We start from the raw sequence: 23,845 nt of genomic DNA, 5'->3' as shown, positions 1-23,845 counted from the left end.
GGTCGTCACCCGTGCTCCGGACGGCCGGTCAGGCGGTGGTCGGCGAGGTTCAGCGCCTCGTCGACGACCCTGCGCAGATGCCCGTCGCGCAGGGAGTAGATCACCCGGCGGCCCTCCTTGCGCGTGGTGACCAGCCCGGCGAGCCGCAGTCGCGCCAGATGCTGGCTGACCGCGGGCCGGGCCGCGCCGCAGGCCTCGGTGAGCGTCGAGACGTCCGCCTCCCCCGTGCTCAGCGCGTGCAGCAGCGCGAGGCGCGTGCGGTCGCCGAGCAGGGCCAGCAGTTCGGCGGCGAGCGCGAACTGCTCCTCGCCGGGGGTGCGCGGATGCGCATCGTGCGCAGATGACAGGTGCATGCGTGCGCTCATACGCACATGATGACGGCCGGGCGCGGGTACGTCCACCACCGAGGCCACCTCGCGCCCGACATGGCCGCGGACCGGAAGGGGATCCCCCGTGAGCGATCGGCACCACCACGCGCACGAGCACCGCACACCCACCGGCCCGTGGCACCGGCTGGGACACCTCCTCACCCCGCACTCCCACGACAGCGCCGAGAAGGTCGACTCCGCCCTGGAGTCCTCGGCCCGCGGGATGCGCGCGCTCTGGGTCTCGCTCGCGGTGCTCGGCGCGACCGCGCTCGCGCAGGCCGTCGTGGTCGTGGCGTCCGGGTCGGTGGCACTGCTCGGCGACACGGTGCACAACGCCGCGGACGCGCTGACGGCCGTACCGCTCGGGATCGCCTTCGTGCTGGGCCGGCGCGCGGCGACCCGGCGTTTCACCTACGGCTACGGGCGCGCCGAGGACCTGGCGGGCATCGTGATCGTGCTGACGATCGCCGCGTCGGCCGCGTTCGCCGGGTGGGCGGCGATCGACCGGCTGCTCGACCCGCGGCCGGTGCAGCAGATCCCGGCGGTCGCCGTGGCGGCCCTGGTCGGTTTCGCGGGCAACGAAGCGGTGGCGCGCTACCGGATCCGCGTCGGCCGCTCGATCGGCTCGGCCGCGCTGGTCGCCGACGGACTGCACGCGCGGACGGACGGATTCACGTCACTGGCCGTGCTGCTGAGCGCGGGCGGCGCGGCCCTCGGCGTGCGACTGGCCGACCCGATCGTGGGACTGGCCATCACCGCGGCGATCGCCCTGGTGCTGCGGGACGCGGCCCGCGAGGTGTTCCGGCGGGTGCTGGACGCCGTCGACCCGGCGCTGGTGGACCGGGCCGAGCAGGCGCTGCGGACGGTGCCCGGCGTGCAGGGGGTGGGCGAGCTGCGACTGCGCTGGATCGGGCACCGGCTGCGGGCCGAGGTGGCCGTGGTGGTGGACGGAGAGGTGACGGTACGGCGGGCCCACGTGATCGCCGTCGAGGCGGAACACGCCCTGCTGCACGCCGTACCGCGCCTCACCGCCGCGCTGGTGCACGCCGATCCGGCGCACACGCCCGGCGAGGCGGACCCTCATCTGCCGCTCGCCCATCACGCCACGGCGTGACCCCCGGTCTCAGGCGGCGCCCAGCCCCTCCAGGACGACCGCGCCCGGCAGTTCCGCGAAGGCCTTGCCGGGCACCAGCAGCTTGCCCCGCCGTCGCCCGCTGCCGACCAGGACGTACGGCAGGTCGATGACGGCCGAGTCGACCAGCAGCGGCCAGCCGGCGGGCAGCCCGACCGGGGTGATGCCCCCGTACTCCATGCCGGTCTCGCCGGTCGCCGTGTCCATCGGCGCGAACGAGGCCTTGCGGGCGCCGAGCTGACGGCGGACGACGCCGTTGACGTCGACGCGGGTGGTGGAGAGCACGACGCAGGCGGCCAGCGTGGTCTCGCCACCGCGCTTGCCCGCGACGACCACGCAGTTCGCGGACTGCTCCAGCAGTTCGCGGCCGTAGTGCTCCACGAAGACCTCGGTGTCGGCCCATTGCGGGTCGGTCTCGACGTAGACGATCTGCTCGGCGGGGACGCTGCCGCGCCAGTGCCGTACGGCGTCGGCGACCGGGCCGATCAGCTCGTCGAGGCAGTCGGGGGCGGGCGTCGCCTGGTCGAAGCGTCCGATGGGTGCGCGCATGGCGGCACGCTAACAGCCGCCGCGCGAGACGTGACCGGGCGTCTCAGTGCACGGGCGGCACCGACACGGCCAGCACCATCTCCATCGGTTCGGCGCCCGTGTTGCCGTACGTGTGCGGCACCCCGGCGTCGAAGGAGGCACTGGCGCCGGCCGGGACGAAGTGGTCGGCGCCGTCGACGGTGAGGGTCAGCTCGCCCGCGGTGACGTGGACGAGTTCGACCGTGCCGGCGGGGTGCGGGTCGGAGGAACTGCTCTCGCCGGGCATCAGCCGCCAGTCCCACAGCTCCAGCGGTCCGGGGGCCTCGGTCCCGGCGAGCAGCCGGTTGTAGCTGCCCGCGTCGGTGTGCCACATGCGGACGGCCTGGTCGGCGGGGACGATCCGGACCTTGGGGCCCTGTTCGTAGTCGAGCAGGGTGGTGATGCTGATGCCGAGCGCGTCACCGATCTTGACGACCGTGCCGAGGCTGGGGTTGGTGCGGGCCTGCTCGATCTGGATCAGCATGCCGCGGCTGACTCCGGCGCGGGCGGCGAGGGTGTCCAGGGTGAAGCCCCGCTCGGCGCGCCAGCGCTTGACGTTCCGGGCCAGCGACTGGGTCAGCAGGTCGAGGTCCGACACGTTCCGTCCATCAGGTGAGCCACCTAAGCCTAGTCAAGCGGTCTAATATTGTGAATGACAGAGTGCAACTCATTGAACTACGGTGTGGTGCACCACATCGTTCACTGAACTGTACTGCGAGGCAACTCCCATGACGGCACTCTTCGCCCTGGCCACCAGCCTCCTGTGGGGTCTGGCCGACTTCGGCGGCGGGCTGCTGACCCGGCGTACGCCCGCGCTGACCGTGGTGGTCGTCTCGCAGTCCGTCGCGGTGGCCGTCCTCGGCGCGATCGTCGTCGCGACCGGCGCCTGGAGCGAGGCGGGACCCCAGCTCTGGTTCGCCGTGGCCGCCGGGCTGGTGGGCCCGGTGGCGATGCTCTCCTTCTACAAGGCCCTCGCCCTCGGCCCGATGGGCGTCGTCTCCCCGCTGGGCTCGCTCGGCGTCGCGGTCCCCGTGGGCGTGGGCCTGGTGCTGGGCGAGCGTCCCGGCCTGTTGCAGGTCGCGGGCATCGCGGTCGCCGTGGTCGGCGTCGTCCTCGCGGGCGGTCCGCAGTTCGGGGGAGCGCCGGTGCAGCGGCAGGCCGTGCTGCTCACCCTGCTCGCGGCGTTCGGCTTCGGCGCGGTGATGGCCCTGATCGCGGAGGCGTCGGCGACGCTCACCGGGCTGTTCCTCGCCCTGTTCGTCCAGCGGGTGACCAACGTGGCCGCGGGCGGCACCGCCCTGTACGTCTCGGTGCGGCGCGGTGCTCCCGCCCTCCCCTCCGAAGGTTTCCCGTGGGGTTCGCTCCCGGCGCTGGCCTTCGTGGGCCTCGCGGACGTGGCGGCCAACGGCACGTACTCGATCGCCGCCCAGCACGGACCGGTCACCGTGGCCGCCGTCCTCGCCTCGCTCTACCCGGTGGTGACGGCCCTGGCCGCACGCGGCTTCCTCAGCGAACGGCTGCGCGCCGTCCAGGCGGCGGGCGCCGGACTGGCCCTCGCCGGCACCCTGCTGCTGGCCACGGGCTGATCGGGCCCACGACTGAAGCGGGCCCGGGCCGCGCACGCCTGCCCGGCGCGTCAGGCCTCCGGCTCCAGTTCGGCCAGTCGTTGCACCGTCTTCTCGTCGAGGGCGGCGAGGGCGCGCAACTCGTCGGGGGTGACGTCGGACGGTATCGGCACGGGCGCCGGTGTGCGCAGCGGCGGCTGCCAGCCCTCGACCGGCGTCCACCGCCGTACGACCCGGGCGGGCGCCCCCGCCACCACCGCGTGGTCGGGCACGTCCCCGCGCACCACCGCACCGGCCGCCACCACCACGTTCCGCCCGATGCGGGCGCCCGGCAGGATCACCGCGCCGGTGCCGATCCAGCAGCCCGGGCCGATCTCCACCGGCTCCATCCGCGGCCACTGCTTGCCGATGGGCTGGTGCGGGTCGTCGTAGGAGTGGTTGGTGGACGTGACGTAGACGTACGGCCCGAAGTAGCAGTCGCTGCCGATGGTGACCGTCGTGTCGGCGATCACATGACTGCCCCGGCCGAGTACCACCCCGTCACCGATGCGCAGGATCGGCTCCGGGCCGAGGTCGAGGTCCGGCATCAGACCGGCCGTCAGGGTGACCTGCTCGCCGACGATGCAGTGGGAGCCCAGATGGATCCAGGGTTCGCCGAAGACCGTGCCGAGCGGGAAGGCGAGCCTGGTACCGGTTCCTATCGCGCCGAAGCGGAACCGACCGGGGTGCTCGGCGGTGACGGACGCCGTGCGCTGCACCCACGCCCAGCCCGCGTGGACGGCCCGCTGCACGTGGCGGCGGCGCCAGGATGAGAACGTGTTCTTGCGCTTCGGCACCCGCTCACGTTACTCAGCGCCGGGTCCGGTCATGAGGGCATGCGCCTGTGATCTTCACCCCACGGCGTGGCGTACGGTTCCCTCGTACCCGACGACGAGGGAGCTGGGAATGACGCACCAGGCACTGATCACCGGCATCGGCGGCAAGGAGCCGAGGGTCGATCAGGAGGCGTTCGTCGCGCCGACGGCCGCCGTGATCGGGGACGTGACGCTGGGCGCCGGCGCGAGTGTCTGGTACGGGGCCGTGCTGCGCGGGGACGTCGAGCGGATCTCCGTGGGCGCGTACAGCAACGTGCAGGACAACTGCACGCTCCACGCCGATCCCGGGTTCCCGGTGCGCGTCGGCGAGCGGGTGTCCATCGGGCACAACGCCGTGGTCCACGGGGCGACCGTCGAGGACGACTGCCTGATCGGGATGGGCGCGACCGTGCTCAACGGCGCGGTGATCGGGGCGGGATCGCTGGTCGCCGCCCAGGCCCTGGTGCCGCAGGGGATGGTGGTGCCGCCGGGGTCACTGGTGGCGGGGGTGCCGGCGAAGGTGCGACGGGAACTGAGTGCCGAGGAGCGGGAGGGCGTGACGCTGAACGGGACGATGTACGCGGAGCTCGGCAAGGTGCACCGGGACGTGCACCACCCCTGAGGTGGTCTACTCCGCGGCGCCGACAGGCTCCGGCTCGGCGGCGGGCCGCGACTCCGTCACCTTCCTGGCCTTGCGCTTCATGATCAGGATCGACGTCAGACCGATCAGGACCGCGAGGACCAGGCCCACCCACGAGAAGCGCTTCAGCCATGCCTCGGCGACGACACCCACGTAGTAGATGACCGCCGTGGTGCCGCCCGCCCAGAGGATGCCGCCGAAGACGTTGGCGATCAGGAACTTCCAGTACGGCATCCGCAGCACGCCCGCGAGCGGGCCCGCGAAGATGCGGAGCAGGGCGACGAACCGGCCGAAGAAGACGGCCCACATGCCCCACTTCTCGAAGGAGCGCTCGGCCGTGGCGATGTGCGCCTCGCTGAAGTGCTTCGGGAACTTCCCGCCGAGCCAGGCGAGCAGCGGCCGGCCGCCCTTGCGGCCGATCGCGTAGCCGATGGAGTCACCGATGATCGCGCCGGCGCTGGCGCACGCGCCGAGGACGAAGGGGTCGATGTCACCGTGCTGGGAGGCGAGCAGCGCCGAGGAGACGAGGATGATCTCGCCCGGCAGCGGGATGCCCAGGCTCTCCAGGCCGATGACCACTCCCACCAGCGCGTAGATGGCGACCGCCGGTACGGTCTCTAGCCACTCCTGGACGTGCACGGCCGGTTCCTCCTGAAGTCGCGCCCTGGGCACGGACGGCGTGTGCCCGGACCTGGGCGCACGCCGCGCAGCCTACCGGGTGCCACCGCCCCACCCGTCCCGGCGTCACGGCCCCTCCCACCGACCTGACGGACCCAGCTCTCGTACCCACCCGGCGGGGTCCAGTTCCGGACCGGACGTGCCAGGTCACCTGAGGTATCCGCACCCGTATGCGATGCCGGGGACGCCTCGTTCCCAGCGGGCTCATCGGCGCACACGATCTTCAACTCGTCGCGCAGGAACTGTCGTCGAACAACAAGAGGGGCCCTCGCGGATCGCCGGGGCCCCTCTCAGGCGCGGAACGTCTCAGCCGTTGGGCCGGAGGGTCCACACCACCGTCATCTCCGTGGTCACCGCCCCGTCCTCACGCCGGATGGCGACCGTCACGGGGAACTCGGGACGCTTGCCCTCGTCGAGTTCGGCCACGACCTCGGCGGCGGGGCGTCCGAGGGTCGCCGTGGCCGTGACGGGGCCCAGGGCGATCTTCTTGAACGCGATCTCGGCATGCACGGGCAGCGGCACGGCCCGCGAGAGCTGGTCGCCGAACGCGGCCAGGACGATCGCGCCGCTGGCCGACTCGCCCAGGGTGAACATGGCGCCCGCGTGCGGCCCGCCGACGTGGTTGCGGTACTCGCTCTGGTCCGGCAGGGCCAGCACGGCCTTCTCCGGAGTGGTCTCCAGGTACTCGAGGTTCAGCGTCCGAACCATCGGCACCGTGGCGGCGAGCAGTTCGCCGATCGACATCTGGTCTGCGCTCATGACCGCATGTTACCCACGAGTAGCTCAGCTTGGCCAGGTCCTCGCGACGATCGTCACGGCGGCGTGACGCATGCGGCGGCGGGGCGGCCGCGGGGAATCCTGAATTGCTACGTCCCTGACAAAGCCCGGTGACCGAATCGTGTCCCTGGCCCTACTAGGGTTACCGCTCATGTGGCCAGGAGAGCAGCCGCCCGGGGGCGAGCAGAACCCGCAAGGACAGAACAACCCGTACCAGCAGCCGGGGTACCAGCAGCCGAATCCGTATCAGCAGGCGGGCTACCAGCAGCCCAACCCCTATGCGCAGCAGCCGCAGTGGGGCACGCCCGCGCCGATGGGGCCGCCGCAGCCGCAGCCCGGCGGCAGCGGCGGCGGCAACCGGACGAAGCTGGTGGCGATCATCGCGGCCTCCGCCGTGGTCCTCACCGCCGCTGTCACGGGCTTCCTGGTTCTCGGCGGCGACAAGGACGACAAGGCCGGCGGCGGCGACAAGCCGAAGACGAGCCGGTCGCCCTCGACGTCCACGGAGCCCAGCGACTCCGCGTCCGGTTCGGACGACAACCCACGGGGCGGCGAGGCCGCGAAGCCGACGATCGACGGCTGGAAGGTCGTCATCAACCCCAAGCGCGGCGTGGCCTTCGACGTGCCGGCGGACTGGGAGGTCGAGTCGCCGGGCGTGACCATCGGCTTCGAGGACGACAAGTCGGACAGCGGTGAACCGCTGATCGTGATGTCGGCGCCGGCGTACTACAAGTCGAAGTGGTGCACGACCGACGAGAACAAGGACGGCCGCACCGAGGACACGCACCTGGCCGCGGTGGGCACCAAGGGGGCCGACGGCGCCAAAGACACCGACGAGGTCGCCATCAACACGGTCCCCTGGTGGGTCTACGGCGGCTACACCCAGCCGGACAAGAAGAGCATGAAGTTCGAGGAGAAGGCCGAGCCCTACACCACCAAGTCGGGCATCGAGGGCAGCATCGCCTGGGCCGAGTCGACGAACACGCCCCAGAAGGGCAAGTGCGCCAGCGACGGCAAGGCGGTCACGTTCGGCTTCAAGAACTCCGTCGGTGACTTCGTGTCGTGGAACTTCTACGGTGCCAAGGGCGTCACGGGCGAGGTGCCCAAGGCGACCATCATGCAGATCCTGAGCACGGTGCGGCTGCACGGCGAGCCCACCGGAGGCTGACGCAGAACCGGTTTGGCAAGTCGGGGGTCGGGCGGTGATAGTCGGCCGGTGAACACCGTCACCGGAGCCTCCCGCCCCCGCAGACCCGCATGGGCGGGACGCAACTACAGCCTGCTGACGGCCTCCGCGGTCGTCACCCACCTCGGCAGCAACGGCGCCCTCGTCGCCGCCGCGTTCGCCGTGCTGGAGGCGGGCGGCGACGGCGGTGACGTGGGCCTCGTGGCGGCGGCCCGCACCCTTCCGCTGGTGCTCTTCCTGCTGATCGGCGGCGCGGTCGCGGACCGTCTGCCCCGGCACCACGTGATGGTCGCCGCCAACGCCCTCAACTGTGTCTCGCAAGGCCTGTTCGCCGTGCTGGTCCTCGCCGGCGAGGCGCAGCTGTGGCACATGATGCTGCTGAGCGCGCTCGGCGGCACCGGACAGGCGTTTTTCAGCCCCGCCGCCGAAGGCATGCTGATGTCCTCCGTGCAGGGCGATCAGGTCAGCCGGGCGTTCGCGGTGTTCCGGATGGCGATGCAGGGCGCGGCGCTGGGCGGTGCGGCCGTCGGTGGCGCGATGGTCGCCGCGATCGGACCGGGCTGGGTGCTCGCCGCGGACGCGGCCGCGTTCGCCGTCGCCGGTGCGCTGCGCGCCTTCCTCGACGTCAGCCACATCCCGCCGCGCGAGCCGGGCGGCGGACTGATCGCGGATCTGCGGGAGGGCTGGCGCGAGGTCGCCGGGCGGCCCTGGCTGTGGGGCGTCGTCGTCCAGTTCTCGATCGCCAACGCGGTGGTGGCGGCCGCCGAGGCGGTCTACGGTCCGCTGGTCGCCCAGGACCATCTGGGCGGAGCCGCGCCCTGGGGTCTGGCCCTGGGCTTCTTCGCGGCGGGCACGGTGGTCGGCGCGCTGCTGATGACCCGCTGGAAACCCCGTCGGCTGCTGCTCGCGGGTACCCTCGGCGTCTTCCCGCTGGCACTGCCGTCCGCGGCGCTGGCGGTGCCGGTGCCGGTCTGGGGCCTGTGCTCCGTGATGTTCGTGACCGGGGTGACCCTGGAGATCTTCGGCGTCTCGTGGATGACGGCCCTGCACCAGGAGATCGCGGAGGACAAGCTCTCCCGCGTGGCGGCCTACGACTGGTTCGGGTCGGTCGCGATGGTTCCGCTGGCGACGGCCATGGCGGGCCCGGCCGAGGTGGCGTTCGGCCGGACGGCGGCCCTGTGGGGCTGTGCGACGCTCGTGGTGGTGGTCACGGCGGCGGTGCTGTGCGTCCCGGACGTGCGGAACCTGCGCCGCCGTACCCATGCGGTGGCCAAGGGCGAGCCGGCCTCAGCCGATGCCGAACGTCCCGTCGGGGGGCTCGGGTGAGGGAACGGCGTCCGCGTCCCCGACCGGGCGGGCGTCACCGATGAACCTCCGGAGCGCGGGCCCGTGTTCGACGCGTGCCGGGAAGACGTCGGCGGCGGTGCGGCGCGCGAGTGCCGCCGTGTCGAGCGGACGGTGCGAGGCGAGCAGCACCGCGTTGCCGAACCTCCGGCCGCGCAGCACGGCCGGCTCGGCGATCAGCGCGAGTTCGGGGAACGCGGTCGCGAACGTGGCGAGCTGGGAGCGGAGGAAGGCGAACGGCGCGGCGTCGGCCAGGTTGGCCGTGTAGACCCCCTCCGGGCGCAACACCCGCTCCACCGCACGGGCGTAGCCGACGGAGGTGAACCCGGCCGGCACCCGTGAGCCACCGAAGACGTCGCCGACGACGACGTCCGCCGAGTCCGCCGGGGCACCCGCGAGCCAGTCCCGGCCGTCCGCGACGTGCACCGCGATCCGGGCACCCTCGGCGACCGGCAGATACGCGCCGACCAGCTCCACCAGCCCCTTGTCGGCCTCCACGACCTCCTGCCGCGAGCCGGGCCGCGTCGCCGCCACGTACCGCGGCAGGGTGAGCGCGCCCCCGCCGAGATGCACGACGTCCAGCGGGGCCCCCGCCGCCGCGAGGCCGTCCAGCACGTGTCCGAGCCGTCGCACGTACTCGAACTCCAGATGCGTCGGCTCGTCCAGGTCGACGTAGGACTGCGGAGCCCCGTCGACGGTCAGCAGCCAGGCCCGCTCCCGGTCGACGTCCGGCATCAGCTTGGCGGTGCCGTGATCGACGACTCGGCTGACAGGTATCGGCTCGCTCACGGCTCCATTGTGCCGGTGCGGGTGACCGGGCCGGTGCGGGGCCGCCTCCTCCACGACGGCCCCGCACCGCTTCGCCCGCCTCAGTCCACGGTCGTCACCGTGCCGGCGCCGACCGTCCGCCCGCCCTCGCGGATCGCGAAGCCGAGGCCGGGCTCCAAGGGCACCTCCCGCCCCAGCTCCACGCGCACGGTCACCGTCTCGCCCGGCCGCGCGACGGCGACCTCACCGAGGTCGATGTCGCCGACCACGTCCGCGGTGCGGATGTAGAACTGCGGCCGGTACCCCGTGGACAGCGGGGTGGTGCGCCCGCCCTCACGCGCCGACAGCACGTACACCTGCGCGGTGAACCGGCGTCGCGGCACCACGCTGTCCGGCGCGGCGACCACGTGCCCTCGCCGCACGGCGTCGCGGGGCACCCCCCGCAGCAGCAACGCCACGTTGTCCCCGGCCTGGGCCTCGTCCATCGGCTTGCCGAAGGTCTCCAGTCCGGTGACGACGGACGACACGCCCGCCCCGAGCACCTCCACCCGGTCACCGACCCGGACCGTGCCGCGCTCCACGGCCCCGGTGACGACCGTGCCGCGCCCGGTGATGGTCAGCACGTTCTCCACCGGCAGCAGGAACGGCGCGTCCAGGTACCGCTCCGGCATCGGCACATACGTGTCCACCGCGTCCAGCAGCGCCTCGACGGACGCGGTCCACCGGGGGTCGCCCTCCAGCGCCCGCAGCCCGGACACCCGCACGACCGGCACGGAGTCGCCCCCGTACCCCTGCCGGGTGAGCAGGTCGCGCACCTCCAGCTCGACGAGGTCGATGAGCTCCTCGTCGCCGGAGTCCGCCTTGTTGAGGGCGACGACGATGTGGTCCACGCCCACCTGCCGGGCGAGCAGCACGTGCTCGGCGGTCTGGGGCATGATCCCGTCGAGCGCGGAGACGACGAGGATCGCGCCGTCGAGCTGCGCCGCGCCGGTGACCATGTTCTTGACGTAGTCGGCGTGGCCGGGCATGTCCACGTGCGCGTAGTGCCGGGTGTCGGTCTCGTACTCGACGTGGGCGATGTTGATGGTGATGCCGCGGGCGGCCTCCTCCGGGGCGCGGTCGATGCGGTCGAAGGGCACGAACGTGCCGGTGCCCCGCTCGGCGAGGACCTTGGTGATGGCGGCCGTCAGGGTGGTCTTGCCGTGGTCGACGTGACCCATGGTGCCGATGTTCAGGTGCGGTTTGGTGCGCACGTAAGCCGTCTTGGGCATGGCGATACCTCGAAGCGTCTCGATGGTGGCTGGGACCCCGGTGACCGGCCGACCCTCCCCCTGCGGGGTCCGCCGGACGTTCCGGGGAGGGTCAGCTTCGGGCGCCGTCGACAGCGGCCTGGAGGATCAGGACGGCAGCCTTCGGGACATCCGCGACCGCGGATGCTGCGAGGTGGAAGGCGTGCCGGAACATGACGTCGATACTCGCCGACGCCGCCCGGCGCGTCGAATGATTTACCGAGATCGACCGATTCGTCGAGACGGAACCCGGTGGGACCGGATCAGGGCCCGACGTTCTTCAGCGCCTCCCGCACCGACAGCGGCGCGAAGCGCCCCCGCTCCCGCGCGAGGAAGTCGCGCACGGCCCCGGGGTCGGTCTTGGCGTACTCGCGCAGGCACCAGCCGATCGCCTTGCGGATGAAGAAGTCGGGATGCCCGGACTGGCGCAGGCAGTAGGAGAAGAGGCGTTCGGTGTCGGTGCGTTCCTTGTAGCGCAGTTGGTGGAGCAGGGCCGTCCGGGCGACCCACAGGTCGTCGTCCGCGATCCAGACGTCCATGTCGGCCTTCAGTCCGGGCTCGGCGGCGACCAGCGGACCCACCACATGGGCGGCGAGCAGGTCGACGGTGTCCCACCACGGGACGGTGGTGACGAGCCGCCGGGCCACCGGCAGGAACCCGGACGAGCAGCGGCCCACGTGCCGGCGCAGGTAGTCGACCGCGAAGTAGTGGAACTCGCGCTCGGGCAACTCCCAGCACCGCAGCGCCACGGCCGCGCAGTCGGCCTCGTCCGGACGGGGCATGCCCTCGACGACCGTGCGGGACAGCGTGCGGCGCACCGGCGTGGCCAGGCCGAGGAAGGGCGCGACATCCTTCATGTACGCCCGCATGGGCGCCGCGCGCGCCGGGTCCGCCGCGCCGGTGTAGGCGGCCGTGAGCCGGGGCACCAGCGTGTCGGCGAGAGAGCTGTGCGGGACACCCGCCGTTCGCGCACCTGTGACGCTCATGAGACGAACCATACGGCGATCACACATATCCGTCGGTTAGGGTCGCCCAATGCTCGATGCCCACACCCGCTCTGGGGGCACCGCACCGGCCTCTCCCCGGGCCACTGCCACCGAACTCGCGGTGACCGCCGCCGAACTCGCCGCCGCCGTGCCCGTCTCCGGCGGCGCGGCGGCCGTCCGTCCCGGCTTCGCCGCGCGCTGCGCGAGACTTCTGCTGTCGCCCTGGGCCCGCTTCTCCGTGCTCGTCGCCCTGCTGGTCGGGGCCGGGGCGGCGGTGCTGCTCTTCGAGCCACAGCGGCTGCTCGCGCACGGCTGGCCGCCCCAGCTCGGCGGCGTCCTCGCGGCGCTCGTCTTCGCGTTCGCCTACGGCCTGATCACGGTGGCCTTCGTGCCGCGACCGCTCCTCAACCTGGCGGCGGGGGCGCTGTTCGGCTCCGAGCTGGGCGTCGCCGCGGCGGTCGCCGGCTCGGTGATCGGCGCCGGGATGGCCTTCGGGCTGGGCCGGTTCCTCGGCCAGGACGCGCTGCGGCCGCTGCTGCGCGGCAAGTTCCTGAAGACCGTCGACCGGCAGTTCAGCCGGCACGGCTTCCGCTCGATGCTGGCGGTGCGCCTGTTCCCGGGCGTGCCGTTCTGGGCCGCGAACTACTGCGCCGCCGTGTCGAAGATGGGCTGGCTGCCCTTCCTGCTCGCGACGGCGCTCGGCTCGCTGCCGAACACCGCCGCCTACGTCGTCGCCGGCGCCCGGGCCTCGACGCCGACGTCCCCGGTGTTCCTGATCGCGATGGCCGCTATCGCCGTTCCGGGACTCGCGGGCGCGGTGGTGGCGTGGCGCAAACGCCACCACCTGCGCGGCTGACGCCCGCTCAGGAGGCCTGCGGGGCCTCCAGGATCATCGCGTTGGCCAGCCCGCCCGCCTCGCACATGGTCTGCAGGGCGTAGCGGGCCCCGCGCTCGCGCATGGCGTGCACGAGCGTGGTGGTCAGCCGGGTGCCGCTCGCGCCCAGCGGATGGCCGAGGGCGATGGCGCCGCCGTGCACGTTGACCTTCGCCAGGTCGGCGCCGGTCTCCTGCTGCCAGGCGAGCACGACACTGGAGAAGGCCTCGTTGACCTCGAACAGGTCGATGTCGTCCAGCGTCAGGTCGGCCCTGCGCAGCACCTTCTCGGTCGCCGGGACGACACCCGTCAGCATCAGCAGCGGGTCGGAGCCGGTGACGGCGAAGCTGTGCAGCCGGGCGAGGGGGCGCAGGCCGAGGCGGGCGGCGGTCTCGCTCGACATGATGAGCACCGCGGAGGCGCCGTCGTTGACGGGGCTGGCGTTGCCCGCGGTGACGTTCCACTCGATCTGCGGGAAGCGCTCGGCGAGGGCGGGGTCGTGGTAGGCGGGCCGGAGGCCGGCCAGGATCTCGGTGGTGCTGCCCGGCCGTACGCACTCGTCGCGCGTCACGCCGTCGATCGGCGTGACCTCGGCGTCGAACAGGCCGCCGTCCCAGGCCGCGGCGGCCTTGTGGTGCGAGGAGACGGCGAAGGCGTCCATCCGCTCGCGCGTCAGGGACCACTTGGCGGCGATCAGTTCGGCGCTGATCCCCTGCGGGAGCAGGCCTTCCGGGTACCGCTCGGCGACGCCGGGCCCGAAGGGGTCCTTGCCGGGCGGGACGTTCGACCACATCGGCACGCGGCTCATGGACTCGACCCCGCAGGCGACCACGATGTCGTACGCGCCCGCCAGCACGCCCTGCGCCGCGAAGTGCACGGCCTGCTGGGAGGAGCCGCACTGCCGGTCGACGGTGGTCGCGGGGACGGTCTCGGGGAAGCCCGCCGACAGCACGGCGTACCGGGTGGTGTTCATGGCCTGCTCGCCGACCTGGTCGACGGTGCCGCCGATGACGTCGTCGATCAGGGCCGGGTCGACGCCGGAGCGCTCGACGAGCGCGCGCAGGGTGTGGGCCAGGAGTTCGACGGGGTGGATGTGCGCGAGCGAGCCGTTCGGCTTGCCCTTGCCCATGGGGGTGCGTACGGCTTCGACGATGACTGCGTCTCGCATGGTGCGGGCCTCCTTGGCCGCCGGAGCGGGCACCGGGTCGATTACCGGTGAGTAGGAATTTCGAACTCACCATAGCCCCGTGGGTTGGAAAATCAAACCCTCGCCTAGACTGGGCGTCATGGCCGCCACCAAGGACCCGCGCCCCTGCTCGATCGCCGACACCCTGGCGCTCGTCGGCGAGAAGTACTCGCTGCTCGTGCTGCGGGAGGCGCTCCTGGGCAACGGCCGCTTCGATCAGCTCGTGCGCAACATCGGCGCCCCGCGCGACATCCTGGCGACCCGGCTGCGCCGCCTGGTCGACGCCGGGATCCTCACCAAGCAGGCGTACAGCGAGCGCCCGCAGCGCTTCGAGTACCGGCCCACCCAGGCGGGCCTCGAACTCCAGCCCGTCCTGCTCACCCTCATGGACTGGGGCGACCGCCATCTGCGCGGGGACGACCGCCCGATGATCCTCGAACACAGCTGCGGCCACGAAGTGGCTCCGCGGGTCACCTGCGGGTCCTGCGGCGAGCCGGTCCGCTCCGGAGACCTGACCCCTCACCCCCGGTCCCCGGGCTGGACCGTCACCGGCCCCGAGGCGGCCTAGCCACGGCCAGGTCAGGGCCTGCTGCGGGCTACTCGCCGGGATAGACGTCGAGCCGTCCGCACATGCCGAACCTCCCGCGCGCCACGGGCTGTTCGGACCTGACGACGGCCGCCGCGAGGTGGGAGACGTCCCCCCGCTCCAGCCGGTCGAGCTGCTCCCCCGTCGCCGTGGCGGCCGACCGGGCGCCCCGCCGCCAGCGCTCGCGCCACTCCGCGAGCCGGGGCCGCACCAGCGCGCCCGCCGCCCGGTGGAACTCGGCCAGCGCCTGCGGGCCGGACGCCCGCAGCGCCCGGTAGCCCTCCAGCGCGAGATCGCGCCTCGCGCGCGCCACGCGCTCCTGCTCGGCGACGGGCGCGTCCACCGGGATCGTGGTGGCGGCGGCGTACGTCCGCGGGTCCGTCAGGTACTCGGGCGGCAGCGTGAGCACCGCGTCCCCCGCCTCCGGCAGCCCGCTGTTCTGCATCAGCACGGTGATGCGCAGGTCGTCGTCGTTGACCAGCCGGTGGATCGTGCCCGGCGAGAACCAGGCGACGGTGCCTGCCGCGAGCGGTGTGACCTCGTACCCGGACGTCGTGAGCGTCTGCACCGCCCCCCGGCCGCCGGTGACGACGTACGCCTCCGAACAGGTCAGATGCAGATGGGGAGTTCCGCCGCACGCCCCGTCAGCCGCCGGCCAGTCGTACACGGACAGGTGCGACACGGCGACACCGCCCGGCAGGCCGGTGAACAGGCCGGGCAGTCCTTCGGTGGTCACCACGGGTGCGCCTCCAGGTACTTGGTGATCTGGTCCCGTTCCCAGGCGCCGTCGGCGACGACGACCCGGTAGCGGCGGGTGAGGGTGGCGCCCGGCGCGAGCTCCAGTTCGTCGTGGAAGGCCCACGAGGGGGCGACCGCGGCGAACGGCTCATTGCGGACGAACCAGTGAGCGGGGTGGGTGCCGCCGGCGCCGCTGTGGTCGTTCTCGGGGGCGTGCGCGAACACCAGCGTGGCGTGGCCGTCGACGCCGTCGTGCTCGCCCGAGTACGCCAGCCAGGGCGCCTGTTCGCCCATCAGGCCCGGCCCCTCGCCGTCCGGCCCGAGGACGCGCCCGTCCCGGAAGGCGCGCGGTCCCCGCCAGAACAGGCCCGTGTAGCCGGCCATCTCGCGCCCCGCGGTGGTCGGGCTCCCGAACAGCAGGGGCTCGTCGCGCCGGTTGGTGACGGCACTGGTCCAGGTGAGCGCCCAGGAACCCGCCGCCGGGTCCACGTCGTGCACCTCGATACGGCGCCGCTCGTCGGCCCACAGCTGTCCGCCCCAGGGGTGCCAGGTGAGCCGCTGCGCGATCACCGCGCGGGTGCCGTTCGAGACGACCTCGTCGAAGCCGGCGTGCGCCATGGACCCCACGCGCTCGGGCAGGGCCAGATAACCCTGCCCGTGCACATAGGTGTTGCCGCCCCACAGGTTCTGGCCGGACAGGTGGGAGGCCGTCATCTGCAGGCCCTTGTGCCAGCGGTGGTCGTTCGGCCGGTAGTCCGTGACGACGGCGCCGCCCAGGGTCCGCACGGGGTGCAGATACGGCTTCGGGGCCTCCCAGGCCGCTTCCGGCCGGTAGACGTACCGGAACAGCTCGACGCCGGCGGTCGGTTCGAGGACCGCGATCCGGTCCCCGTGCGCGTGGACGACGTGCGGTCCTGTCATGCGGGCACCTCCTGATCCGCCGCGGCCCCGCCGGCGACGGGCGCCCAGGCGGGCGCATCTCCGTGCAGCGCCGTGTAGTACGGATCGCCGGGCCCGATCTCGCCCCGGCGGACGGTGGCGTCGGTGAACGCCGACTTGTACAGCGCGGTGACCAGTTCCAGGCTCTTGCGCCCGTCCGGTCCGCTGCTGCGGGGCCGTTCGCCCGCCCGCATGGCGGCGACCAGCTCACGCAGCTGCGCCAGATGCGAACTGGGCACGTCGGCCCCGAAGTCACGCCACCTTTGCGCCTCTTCGGCCGGTACGTCCGGCGCCGGCGTGATCCGCCAGTCGGCGTTGGCGTAGCCGTAGAGGTGGGTGAGTTCGACGGTGGCGCGCTCGCAGTCGACGCGGATGCGGCTCACCTCGTCGGGGCTGAGGACGCTGTTGACGACCGTGGCCAACGCGCCGCTCTCGAAACGGACGAGGGCGGTCGAGACGTCCTCGGTCTCCACGTCGTGCACCAGCCGGCCGGCCATCGCCCGCACCTCGCTCCACGGGCCGAGCAGATCCAGCAGCAGATCCATCTGGTGGATGCCGTGCCCCATGGCGGGCCCGCCGCCCTCCGTCCCCCACCGGCCACGCCACGGCACCGCGTAGTACGCGGCGTCGCGGTACCAGGTGGTCTGGCAGTGCGCCACCAGCGGCCGTCCCATGGCCTGTCCGGCGAGCAGCCGGCGCACGTGGGCGGCGCCCGAGCCGAACCGGTGCTGGAAGACGACGGCCGCGTACGGCCCGCCCGCGGCGCCCTCCGCGGCCTCCACGGCGTCGAAGTCGGCGAGCGCAGGCACGGGCGGCTTCTCGCACCACACCCAGGCACCGGCGCGCAGCGCGGCGACGGTCTGCTCGCGGTGCAGCATGGGCGGCGTGCAGATCGTCACCAGGTCGGGCCGCCGCTCCCGCAGCATCAGCGCCATGTCGGTGTAGGCGTGCGGGATGCCGCCCTGGACGCAGAACGCCTCGACGGCGGCGCGGTCGATGTCGACGGCCGCCACGATCTCCGCGCCGCCCTCCTCCGCGAGCCGGGCGAGCGCCGGGAGATGACAGCCGCGGGCGATGCCGCCGGTGCCGACCACGGCGGCTCTCAGGGGGCGGCCGGCAAGCGGGACGGGGGTCGTCGCGGACGGCGTATCGGCCGCAGGCACCGGAGTCGCGGGTGTGGCCATCTACCTGATCAGCACTCCTCCGGGGTCCTGGGCATGTGGCGAGCACGTGCAGCAAGCGCTTTCCCCGCAGGGCAACGTAGGCCCGGCGCAGCGGCCGGTCAACACCCCCGGCGGAGCACCGCCGATCCCCTGGGAAACCCCTGTGTCCACCGTGTCGGCAGGGGGCGCTACGCTGCCCCTCAACACACCCGATCACCGCGCGCGGGGGCTAGGTGTGTCTCCGTCCGTTCCGCGCTCGGCACTTGGACTCCGTAACTTCATGTCTTGGTTCGAATCACTCATCCTCGGGCTCGTCCAGGGGCTGACCGAATTCCTCCCCGTGTCCTCCAGCGCGCATCTGCGCCTGACCGCCGCCTTCTCGGGGTGGGAGGACCCCGGTGCCGCCTTCACGGCGATCACCCAGATCGGCACCGAGGCGGCCGTGCTGATCTACTTCCGCAAGGACATCGGGCGCATCATCTCGGCCTGGAGCCGGTCCCTCTACGACAAGGCGTGGCGCGGTGACCACGACGCGCGGATGGGCTGGCTGGTGATCGTCGGCTCGATCCCGATCGGTCTGCTCGGCGTGACGCTCAAGGACCAGATCGTCGGCCCGTTCCGCGATCTGCGCATCACGGCCACCATGCTGATCGTCGTCGGCATCATCATGGGCGTGGCCGACCGGATAGCCGCGCGCGACGAGACCGGCGGGCGCCACCGGGCGGCCAGGGAGCGCAAGACGCTCAAGGAACTGGGCGTGCGGGACGGCCTGATCTTCGGCCTCTGCCAGGCCATGGCGCTCGTGCCGGGCGTCTCCCGCTCCGGCGCGACCATCACCGGCGGCCTCTTCATGGGCTTCACCCGCGAGGCGGCGGCCCGCTACTCCTTCCTCCTCGCCATCCCGGCGGTGCTCGCCTCGGGAGGATACGAGCTCAAGGACGCCATGGAGGGCGACCATGTGACCTGGGGACCGACGATCTTCGCCACGGTGATCGCCTTCGTCACCGGATACGCGGTGATCGCCTGGTTCATGAAGTTCATCTCGACCAAGAGCTTCATGCCGTTCGTCTGGTACCGGATCGCGCTCGGCATCGTGATCATCGCCCTGGTGACGTTCGGCGTGCTGAGTCCGCACGCGGCGGAGTCGGCAGGCGGCTGAGACCACGGTCCCCGGGAACTCTCCCGGGGACCGCACTTTTTTCCGCCGTGACCGAACCCATACGGGACGAGTAGCCGCCCGGTAGCGCAGTGTCAGTGCCTACCCCTACGCTTGCTCGCATGTCCCCCGATTCCGTGACCCCTGGTTCAGCGCGCTCCGCTGCCGAGGTGAACGAGCAGATCCGCGCCCTGTGGACGCGCGCGGGCGGCTCGCTGTCGCCGCAGGAGCGCGCGGAGTACGAGCTGCTGGTCGTCGAGTGGGCCGCGGCGATCCGCGATGCGATCATCGAGGCGGCCTGAGGACACGACAGGGGCGGGACCGACGTACATGAGACATCTCAGCGCCGTACCACCGCGCCGTGGCCTGATCATCTTCCTCAACGGCACGTCCAGTTCGGGGAAGTCGAGCATCGCGGCCGAACTGCTGCGGATCCTCGACGAACCCTGCTTCCACATGGCGGCCGACACCTTCCACGCGATGCGCTCCCGCGTCCCCGTGCCGCCGGACGCGCTCGACACCGTCCTGCACCGCACCTGGCAGGGCTACCACCGCGCGGTCGCGGGCATGGCCGCCGCCGGGAACAACGTCGTCATGGACCACATCCTGAGCGCCGACTGGCGGCTCGCCGACTGCCTCTCCCTCTTCGAGCCCGAGGACGTGGTCCTCGTCGGCGTGCGGTGCCCGGTCGACGAGCTGGAGCGGCGCGAGCGGGAGCGCGGCGACCGGCCGCCCGGCCTGGCCGCCGGCCAGCTGAAGCAGGTCCACGCGCACGGCGTCTACGACCTCGAATGCGACACCGCCGCCTCGGACCCCGCCGAATGCGCCCGCCGGATCAAGGACTTCCTGCCGACCCGCCCCACCCCGACGGCCTTCCAGCGCCTGCGCGAGGCCGACTGAGGCATTCCGCGGCGGCATCGGGCGTCACGCCGTCGACGGGGACGCCCCTCGTGTCGTCGTGCGACGGCGTGACCACGGTCGGTTAGGCTCACCCCGCTTCTACAGGTCTCGCTTCACGGAGGGCAGCACGGCGGGGAGCAATCGGGAGCGTCTGTTCCGGACGCTGACGTTCTGGCTGCGGCCCGCCTTCGCGCTGCGGGTCGTCAACCGGTTTCAGAAGATCGTGGGCTTCGACCGCTCCATGGCGCTGGCCTCCAGCGCCCTGACGGCGTTGGTCCCGCTGTCGATCCTCGCGGGCGCCGTCTTCGCGCAGTACGACGCCGCGGAGCAGATCATCAGGCGCTACAACCTCACCGGCGCGAGCGCCACGGCCGTCAGCTCGCTGTTCGCTCCGCCCCAGGGGACCGATGCGAGCGTGGGCGTCTTCGGAGCCGTGTTCCTGACGATCTCGGTGCTGAGTTTCGCGCGGGCCACCCAGCGTCTCTTCGAACAGACATGGGAACTCAAGCCCCTCAGCATGCGCAACACACGCAACGGCCTGTGGTGGATCCTCACGCTCGCGGGCTACGGACTCACCAACCTGCTGCTCTCCGCGTTCTCCGGCTGGGACGTGCTGGGCCTGGCCGTCCTGGTGTGTCAGGTACCGGTGACCGCCGCGTTCCTCGTCTGGAGCGGCTGGATCCTGTCCGCACGGCGGATCGCCTGGCCCGACCTGCTGCCCTTCGGCGTCACCGGCGCCGTTCTGACCGTGGCGTACTCCGTGGCCGTGAAGCTCTACATGCCCCATCTCTTCAACACCTCCGTCGGACGCTACGGGGTGGTCGGCGCCGTCTTCGCGCTGATCTCCGCGCTCTTCGCGGCCATGCTCGTCCTCGTCGTGTCGGCGGCATGGGGACGAGAGGTACGGGACGAACTCGGCCGGATCCGGCACGGCGACCGCCCCTCCGATCACGAGGTCCGCCGGCAGTGGGACGGCGTCGTCGAGCAGACCAGGTCACGGTGGCGCACCGTACGGGAGCACGTCTCCCCTCATCCGTTCAAGGACGCGGACCACTGAGGAGCGCGGTCGGTCCGCGCCGGGCATCACGAGGAGGCGGCACCGGCCGGTACGACCACCGATTACCACGGCACGCCCTCTTGGCGCGGCCCGTCCCGTGCCCAACACTGAGCCGATGACGCAGCGCGTGGAGCTCGCGACCGTGATGGACAGGCTGGCCGTCGACGGTCTGGTCACCGACTACGCCGTGGCGGTGGACGACGGCGACTGGGAGGCGTACCGGAAGCTGTTCACCCCGGACGGGCGGGCGGACTACCGCTCGGCCGGCGGCATCGAGGGGGACGCCGGACAGGTCGCCACCTGGCTTGCCGAGAGCTTGCGGGTGTTCGCCATGCGCCAGCACCTCGTCGTCAACCGCCGGATCCGTTTCGGCGTCCTGGAGCGGGACACCGGGGACACGGCGCGAGTCCAGGCGGACTACGTCAATCCGATGCGCCTGGCCGCGGACGGCGCGGCGGCCCCCGACTTCGTGTGCGGCGGCCGGTACGCCTTCGAGGTCCGGCGCACGGACGACGGCTGGCGGCTGCACGAGGTCGTCGTGCGGGAGAAGTGGCGGCGTATGCCGCAGGGCTCCGGGGTACCTGTGATCGACTGAGTGGCGCTCGCCGTACCGGGATCGCCGACAGCGCGCACACTGGAGCCACGGGGGGGGGAGGGAGGCGCCGTATGAAGACGCCGGGCCGCCGGCTCGACTCCCCGTGGTGGCGCTGCGCGGCCGCCGCGGTGGCGGGCGCACTGCCCATGCTCGCCTTCCCGGGCCCCTCCCTGTGGTGGTTCGCCTTCGTCGCCCTGGTGCCGTGGATCCTGCTGGTCCGTACCGCGCCGACGGGCCGGCGGGCTCTCTACGACGGCTGGTGCGGCGGCTTCGGTTTCATGCTGGCCGTGCACCACTGGCTGCTGCCCAACCTGCATGTCTTCACGTTCGTCATCGCGGCCCTGCTCGGCGCGCTGTGGGCGCCGTGGGGCTGGCTCGTCCGCCGCTTCCTCGGCGGCGTGCCCGCACCACGCCGTATCGCGGCCGCGCTGCTGGTGCTGCCGTCGGGCTGGCTGGCGGTGGAGTTGGTCCGGTCGTGGCAGGGGCTCGGCGGGCCCTGGGGCATGCTGGGCGCCAGCCAGTGGCAGGTGGGACCGGCGCTGCGGCTGGCCTCGGTGGGCGGGGTGTGGCTGCTGAGCCTGCTGCTGGTGGCCGTCAATGTCGCGGTCGCCGTGCTGGTGTCGGTGCGCGCGTCCCGGACCCCGGCGCTGGCCGCCCTGCTCGCCACCGCCGCCGCGACGACCGCGGCCTCGGTCTGGTCGCCCCGCCCGCACGGCGAGGGCGAGGCCCGGGTGGCCGTCGTCCAGCCCGGGGTCGTCCCCGGCCCCGGCCCCCGCTTCGACCGCGAGGAAGACCTCACCCGCCGGCTCGCCGGGCAGGATCCCGACCTGATCGTCTGGGGCGAGAGCAGCGTCGGCTACGACCTCGGCAGCCGGCCCGACCTGGCGGGGCGGGTCGCGGCGCTCTCCCGCGAGACGGGGGCCCCGATCCTGGTCAACGTGGACGCCCGCCGCTCCGACCGGCCCGGGATCTACAAGAGTTCGGTGCTGATCGGCCCGGACGGCCCGACCGGCGACCGCTACGACAAGATGCGGCTCGTCCCGTTCGGCGAGTACGTCCCGCTGCGCTCGCTGTTCGGCTGGGCCACCTCCGTCGGCGAGGCCGCGGCCGAGGACCGCAGGCGCGGCACCGAGCAGGTCGTGATGGACGCCGGGGACGGGCTGCGGATCGGCCCGATGGTCTGCTTCGAGTCGGCCTTCCCCGACATCAGCCGCAGTCTCAACCGCGGCGGCGCCGACGTACTGGTCGCCCAGTCCGCGACCTCGACGTTCCAGCAGAGCTGGGCGCCCGCGCAGCATGCCTCGCTGGCCGCGCTGCGCGCCGCCGAGAGCGGCCGCCCCATGGTGCACGCGACCCTGACCGGCGTCTCCGCCGTGTACGGCCCCGAGGGCCGGCGGATCGGCCCGCCGCTCGGGACGGACGCGAGCGCGGCACAGGTGTACGAGGTGCCGCTGGTCGACGGCCTCACGCCGTACGCCCGCCTCGGCGCCTGGCCGGCGCAGGCCGCCGTGCTGGTGCTGCTCGTCCTGGTGCTCGTCGAGGGCGGGCGGTCGGTCAGGCGGCCGCGCCGGAGCGCTCCTGAACCGACAGGACCACCCGCTCGCACAGTTCGTGAGTCGCCAGCGCGTCCCTGGCGCTGAGCGGCGTGCCCGCCCGCACGGCGTCGAGGAAGCCCAGCACCGCCTGCTCGATGCCGCGCTGCCGGGCCACCGGCACCCAGTCGCCGCGTCGCCGCAGGCTCGGCTGGCCCTTGTGGTCGACGACCTCGGCGAGGTTGCTCACCTGCCGCTTGGTGTCCTGGCCGGAGACCTCCAGGATCTCCTCGGCCGACCCGCTGAGCCGGTTCATCACACCGAGCGCGGTGAACCCGTCGCCGGCGAGCTGGAGCACGACGTGGTGCAGCAGGCCGTCCACGCTGCGGGCGCGCACGGTCACGTCGTCGATCTCGCCCGGCACCAGGAAGCGCAGCGTGTCCACGACGTGGATGAAGTCGTCGAGGATCATCGTGCGGGGCTCCTCGGGGAGCCCGACGCGGTTCTTCTGCAGGATGATCAGCTCGCGCGGGTGGTCGGCGCACTGCACGTAGGCGGGCGCGTGCCGCCGGTTGAAGCCGACGGCGAGACTCACGCCCAGCTCCTCGGCGCGCGTCACCAGCCGCTCGGAGTCGGCGAGTTCGTACGCCAGCGGCTTGTCGACGTACGTCGGGACGCCCGCCTCCAGCAGCCGCGTGACGATCTCGGGGTGCACGAGCGTGGGCGCGTGCACGAAGGCGGCGTCGAGGTCCTGGGCGAGCAGGTCGTCGAGGGTGGCGTGGCGCTGCGCGGGCGGCAGGTGAAGGCTGTCGGCGACGCGGTCCAGCGTGGCGGGCGTCCGGGTCTGCAGATGCAGCTCGACCCCGGGCTGGACCCCGAGCACCGGCAGATACGCCTTCTGCGCGATGTCACCGAGTCCGATGCAGCCGACCTTCACGGGGGCTCCTTCACTGCTTGCCTGCGGG

General features: G+C 72.6%; 27 protein-coding genes. 13 read left to right on the top strand and 14 right to left on the bottom strand.

From position 1 onward, the window contains the following. Window positions 1-5: 5 nt before the first annotated feature. Window positions 6-365 (bottom strand): ArsR/SmtB family transcription factor, encoded by a 360-nt coding sequence (locus ACZ7LV_RS35260; RefSeq protein ID WP_401672037.1) that lies wholly within the window; start codon window positions 363-365, stop codon window positions 6-8. Window positions 366-453: 88 nt separating this feature from the next. Between ACZ7LV_RS35260 and ACZ7LV_RS35255 the strand changes: the two genes are divergently transcribed. After that, window positions 454-1,482, top strand: coding sequence for a cation diffusion facilitator family transporter (locus tag ACZ7LV_RS35255; protein ID WP_471945433.1), 1,029 nt, complete (start codon window positions 454-456; stop codon window positions 1,480-1,482). 9 nt (window positions 1,483-1,491) lie between these two features. On the opposite strand, the gene ACZ7LV_RS35250 is transcribed toward ACZ7LV_RS35255, so the two are convergent. Together ACZ7LV_RS35250 and ACZ7LV_RS35245 are read right to left on the bottom strand one after the other, a co-directional pair. Beyond that, window positions 1,492-2,049: a YbaK/EbsC family protein gene (locus ACZ7LV_RS35250; RefSeq protein ID WP_401672042.1), complete on the bottom strand. Its 558-nt coding sequence runs from the start codon at window positions 2,047-2,049 to the stop codon at window positions 1,492-1,494. A 43-nt stretch (window positions 2,050-2,092) separates the two neighbouring features. Further along, the gene (locus ACZ7LV_RS35245) at window positions 2,093-2,665 is read right to left on the bottom strand and encodes a helix-turn-helix domain-containing protein (protein WP_471945432.1); all 573 of its coding nucleotides are present in this window, start codon (window positions 2,663-2,665) and stop codon (window positions 2,093-2,095) included. Window positions 2,666-2,795: 130 nt separating this feature from the next. Here ACZ7LV_RS35245 and ACZ7LV_RS35240 point away from each other — a divergent pair, with 130 nt between their 5' ends. Then, on the top strand, window positions 2,796-3,653 hold the full coding sequence (locus ACZ7LV_RS35240; RefSeq protein WP_471945431.1) for an EamA family transporter: 858 nt from the start codon (window positions 2,796-2,798) through the stop codon (window positions 3,651-3,653). A 50-nt stretch (window positions 3,654-3,703) separates the two neighbouring features. Here ACZ7LV_RS35240 and ACZ7LV_RS35235 read toward each other — a convergent pair whose 3' ends face one another. Further along, window positions 3,704-4,468 carry an acyltransferase gene (locus ACZ7LV_RS35235; RefSeq protein ID WP_471945430.1) on the bottom strand — a complete coding sequence of 255 codons (765 nt, stop codon included), beginning with the start codon at window positions 4,466-4,468 and terminating at the stop codon, window positions 3,704-3,706. 109 nt (window positions 4,469-4,577) lie between these two features. On the opposite strand from ACZ7LV_RS35235, the gene ACZ7LV_RS35230 reads away from it, so the two are divergent. Next, window positions 4,578-5,108, top strand: coding sequence for a gamma carbonic anhydrase family protein (locus tag ACZ7LV_RS35230; protein ID WP_471945429.1), 531 nt, complete (start codon window positions 4,578-4,580; stop codon window positions 5,106-5,108). Between the two features lie 6 nt (window positions 5,109-5,114). On the opposite strand, the gene ACZ7LV_RS35225 is transcribed toward ACZ7LV_RS35230, so the two are convergent. Then, complete coding sequence (locus ACZ7LV_RS35225; RefSeq protein ID WP_471945428.1) at window positions 5,115-5,765, bottom strand: DedA family protein; 651 nt, start codon at window positions 5,763-5,765, stop codon at window positions 5,115-5,117. 345 nt (window positions 5,766-6,110) lie between these two features. Beyond that, on the bottom strand, window positions 6,111-6,548 hold the full coding sequence (locus tag ACZ7LV_RS35220; protein WP_471945475.1) for a DUF4442 domain-containing protein: 438 nt from the start codon (window positions 6,546-6,548) through the stop codon (window positions 6,111-6,113). Window positions 6,549-6,732: 184 nt separating this feature from the next. Between ACZ7LV_RS35220 and ACZ7LV_RS35215 the strand changes: the two genes are divergently transcribed. Both ACZ7LV_RS35215 and ACZ7LV_RS35210 read left to right on the top strand, forming a co-directional pair. Continuing rightward, window positions 6,733-7,749 carry a DUF8017 domain-containing protein gene (locus tag ACZ7LV_RS35215; protein WP_471945427.1) on the top strand — a complete coding sequence of 339 codons (1,017 nt, stop codon included), beginning with the start codon at window positions 6,733-6,735 and terminating at the stop codon, window positions 7,747-7,749. Between the two features lie 48 nt (window positions 7,750-7,797). Continuing rightward, entirely contained in the window at window positions 7,798-9,093 is a 1,296-nt protein-coding gene (locus tag ACZ7LV_RS35210) for an MFS transporter (RefSeq protein ID WP_471945426.1), read from the top strand. On the opposite strand, the gene ACZ7LV_RS35205 is transcribed toward ACZ7LV_RS35210, so the two are convergent. From ACZ7LV_RS35205 to ACZ7LV_RS35195, 3 genes are all read right to left on the bottom strand, one after another. Next, complete coding sequence (locus ACZ7LV_RS35205) at window positions 9,055-9,900, bottom strand: spermidine synthase (protein ID WP_471945425.1); 846 nt, start codon at window positions 9,898-9,900, stop codon at window positions 9,055-9,057. The genes ACZ7LV_RS35210 and ACZ7LV_RS35205 overlap by 39 nt on opposite strands. A gap of 80 nt (window positions 9,901-9,980) precedes the next feature. Next, a complete protein-coding gene (gene tuf, locus ACZ7LV_RS35200) occupies window positions 9,981-11,150 on the bottom strand; it encodes an elongation factor Tu (RefSeq protein ID WP_471945424.1) in 1,170 nt (389 codons plus the stop codon). Window positions 11,151-11,431: 281 nt separating this feature from the next. Further along, window positions 11,432-12,154, bottom strand: coding sequence for a DNA alkylation repair protein (locus ACZ7LV_RS35195; protein ID WP_471945423.1), 723 nt, complete (start codon window positions 12,152-12,154; stop codon window positions 11,432-11,434). A gap of 49 nt (window positions 12,155-12,203) precedes the next feature. Between ACZ7LV_RS35195 and ACZ7LV_RS35190 the strand changes: the two genes are divergently transcribed. Beyond that, a complete protein-coding gene (locus ACZ7LV_RS35190) occupies window positions 12,204-13,010 on the top strand; it encodes a TVP38/TMEM64 family protein (RefSeq protein ID WP_471945422.1) in 807 nt (268 codons plus the stop codon). Window positions 13,011-13,017: 7 nt separating this feature from the next. Here ACZ7LV_RS35190 and ACZ7LV_RS35185 read toward each other — a convergent pair whose 3' ends face one another. Then, window positions 13,018-14,196 carry a thiolase family protein gene (locus ACZ7LV_RS35185; RefSeq protein WP_471945421.1) on the bottom strand — a complete coding sequence of 393 codons (1,179 nt, stop codon included), beginning with the start codon at window positions 14,194-14,196 and terminating at the stop codon, window positions 13,018-13,020. Between the two features lie 118 nt (window positions 14,197-14,314). Between ACZ7LV_RS35185 and ACZ7LV_RS35180 the strand changes: the two genes are divergently transcribed. Next, window positions 14,315-14,782 (top strand): winged helix-turn-helix transcriptional regulator, encoded by a 468-nt coding sequence (locus ACZ7LV_RS35180; RefSeq protein ID WP_471945420.1) that lies wholly within the window; start codon window positions 14,315-14,317, stop codon window positions 14,780-14,782. Window positions 14,783-14,810: 28 nt separating this feature from the next. On the opposite strand, the gene ACZ7LV_RS35175 is transcribed toward ACZ7LV_RS35180, so the two are convergent. From ACZ7LV_RS35175 to ACZ7LV_RS35165, 3 genes are read right to left on the bottom strand one after another with little or no spacing between them, the layout of a single operon-like run. Next, window positions 14,811-15,539 (bottom strand): cupin domain-containing protein, encoded by a 729-nt coding sequence (locus ACZ7LV_RS35175; protein WP_471945419.1) that lies wholly within the window; start codon window positions 15,537-15,539, stop codon window positions 14,811-14,813. After that, complete coding sequence (locus ACZ7LV_RS35170; RefSeq protein ID WP_471945418.1) at window positions 15,533-16,459, bottom strand: DUF6807 domain-containing protein; 927 nt, start codon at window positions 16,457-16,459, stop codon at window positions 15,533-15,535. The genes ACZ7LV_RS35175 and ACZ7LV_RS35170 overlap by 7 nt, the downstream gene beginning before the upstream one ends. Continuing rightward, window positions 16,456-17,661, bottom strand: coding sequence for a Gfo/Idh/MocA family protein (locus tag ACZ7LV_RS35165; RefSeq protein ID WP_471945417.1), 1,206 nt, complete (start codon window positions 17,659-17,661; stop codon window positions 16,456-16,458). The genes ACZ7LV_RS35170 and ACZ7LV_RS35165 overlap by 4 nt, the downstream gene beginning before the upstream one ends. A gap of 259 nt (window positions 17,662-17,920) precedes the next feature. On the opposite strand from ACZ7LV_RS35165, the gene ACZ7LV_RS35160 reads away from it, so the two are divergent. From ACZ7LV_RS35160 to lnt, 6 genes are all read left to right on the top strand, one after another. After that, entirely contained in the window at window positions 17,921-18,799 is an 879-nt protein-coding gene (locus ACZ7LV_RS35160) for an undecaprenyl-diphosphate phosphatase (protein ID WP_471945416.1), read from the top strand. 119 nt (window positions 18,800-18,918) lie between these two features. Beyond that, window positions 18,919-19,098, top strand: coding sequence for a hypothetical protein (locus tag ACZ7LV_RS35155; protein ID WP_471945415.1), 180 nt, complete (start codon window positions 18,919-18,921; stop codon window positions 19,096-19,098). A gap of 28 nt (window positions 19,099-19,126) precedes the next feature. Then, window positions 19,127-19,696: a chloramphenicol phosphotransferase CPT family protein gene (locus tag ACZ7LV_RS35150; protein WP_471945414.1), complete on the top strand. Its 570-nt coding sequence runs from the start codon at window positions 19,127-19,129 to the stop codon at window positions 19,694-19,696. A 58-nt stretch (window positions 19,697-19,754) separates the two neighbouring features. Further along, entirely contained in the window at window positions 19,755-20,753 is a 999-nt protein-coding gene (locus ACZ7LV_RS35145; RefSeq protein ID WP_471945413.1) for a hypothetical protein, read from the top strand. Between the two features lie 115 nt (window positions 20,754-20,868). Continuing rightward, window positions 20,869-21,348, top strand: a complete 480-nt coding sequence (locus ACZ7LV_RS35140; RefSeq protein ID WP_401672093.1) for a nuclear transport factor 2 family protein — start codon at window positions 20,869-20,871, stop codon at window positions 21,346-21,348. A gap of 71 nt (window positions 21,349-21,419) precedes the next feature. Then, window positions 21,420-22,988, top strand: coding sequence for an apolipoprotein N-acyltransferase (gene lnt / locus ACZ7LV_RS35135; protein WP_471945412.1), 1,569 nt, complete (start codon window positions 21,420-21,422; stop codon window positions 22,986-22,988). On the opposite strand, the gene ACZ7LV_RS35130 is transcribed toward lnt, so the two are convergent. Next, the gene (locus tag ACZ7LV_RS35130; protein WP_471945411.1) at window positions 22,903-23,817 is read right to left on the bottom strand and encodes a Gfo/Idh/MocA family protein; all 915 of its coding nucleotides are present in this window, start codon (window positions 23,815-23,817) and stop codon (window positions 22,903-22,905) included. The two genes, lnt and ACZ7LV_RS35130, sit on opposite strands and share 86 nt — an antisense overlap. Between the last annotated feature and the right edge of the window lie 28 nt (window positions 23,818-23,845).

This window comes from Streptomyces sp. NPDC107562 (assembly GCF_055657325.1).
This window is presented reverse-complemented; position numbering and strand designations above follow the sequence as displayed.

What these genes read in the sequence shown, in the direction of transcription:
- lnt (WP_471945412.1), top strand. Translation starts at nt 21,420, where the DNA reads ATGAAGACGCCGGGCCGCCGGCTCGACTCCCCGTGGTGGCGCTGCGCG.
- ACZ7LV_RS35195 (WP_471945423.1), bottom strand. Translation starts at nt 12,154, where the DNA reads ATGAGCGTCACAGGTGCGCGAACGGCGGGTGTCCCGCACAGCTCTCTC.
- ACZ7LV_RS35250 (WP_401672042.1), bottom strand. Translation starts at nt 2,049, where the DNA reads ATGCGCGCACCCATCGGACGCTTCGACCAGGCGACGCCCGCCCCCGAC.
- ACZ7LV_RS35170 (WP_471945418.1), bottom strand. Translation starts at nt 16,459, where the DNA reads ATGACAGGACCGCACGTCGTCCACGCGCACGGGGACCGGATCGCGGTC.
- tuf (WP_471945424.1), bottom strand. Translation starts at nt 11,150, where the DNA reads ATGCCCAAGACGGCTTACGTGCGCACCAAACCGCACCTGAACATCGGC.
- ACZ7LV_RS35190 (WP_471945422.1), top strand. Translation starts at nt 12,204, where the DNA reads ATGCTCGATGCCCACACCCGCTCTGGGGGCACCGCACCGGCCTCTCCC.
- ACZ7LV_RS35150 (WP_471945414.1), top strand. Translation starts at nt 19,127, where the DNA reads ATGAGACATCTCAGCGCCGTACCACCGCGCCGTGGCCTGATCATCTTC.
- ACZ7LV_RS35165 (WP_471945417.1), bottom strand. Translation starts at nt 17,661, where the DNA reads ATGGCCACACCCGCGACTCCGGTGCCTGCGGCCGATACGCCGTCCGCG.
- ACZ7LV_RS35180 (WP_471945420.1), top strand. Translation starts at nt 14,315, where the DNA reads ATGGCCGCCACCAAGGACCCGCGCCCCTGCTCGATCGCCGACACCCTG.
- ACZ7LV_RS35220 (WP_471945475.1), bottom strand. Translation starts at nt 6,548, where the DNA reads ATGTCGATCGGCGAACTGCTCGCCGCCACGGTGCCGATGGTTCGGACG.
- ACZ7LV_RS35185 (WP_471945421.1), bottom strand. Translation starts at nt 14,196, where the DNA reads ATGCGAGACGCAGTCATCGTCGAAGCCGTACGCACCCCCATGGGCAAG.
- ACZ7LV_RS35215 (WP_471945427.1), top strand. Translation starts at nt 6,733, where the DNA reads ATGTGGCCAGGAGAGCAGCCGCCCGGGGGCGAGCAGAACCCGCAAGGA.
- ACZ7LV_RS35140 (WP_401672093.1), top strand. Translation starts at nt 20,869, where the DNA reads ATGACGCAGCGCGTGGAGCTCGCGACCGTGATGGACAGGCTGGCCGTC.
- ACZ7LV_RS35240 (WP_471945431.1), top strand. Translation starts at nt 2,796, where the DNA reads ATGACGGCACTCTTCGCCCTGGCCACCAGCCTCCTGTGGGGTCTGGCC.
- ACZ7LV_RS35160 (WP_471945416.1), top strand. Translation starts at nt 17,921, where the DNA reads ATGTCTTGGTTCGAATCACTCATCCTCGGGCTCGTCCAGGGGCTGACC.
- ACZ7LV_RS35155 (WP_471945415.1), top strand. Translation starts at nt 18,919, where the DNA reads ATGTCCCCCGATTCCGTGACCCCTGGTTCAGCGCGCTCCGCTGCCGAG.
- ACZ7LV_RS35260 (WP_401672037.1), bottom strand. Translation starts at nt 365, where the DNA reads ATGAGCGCACGCATGCACCTGTCATCTGCGCACGATGCGCATCCGCGC.
- ACZ7LV_RS35230 (WP_471945429.1), top strand. Translation starts at nt 4,578, where the DNA reads ATGACGCACCAGGCACTGATCACCGGCATCGGCGGCAAGGAGCCGAGG.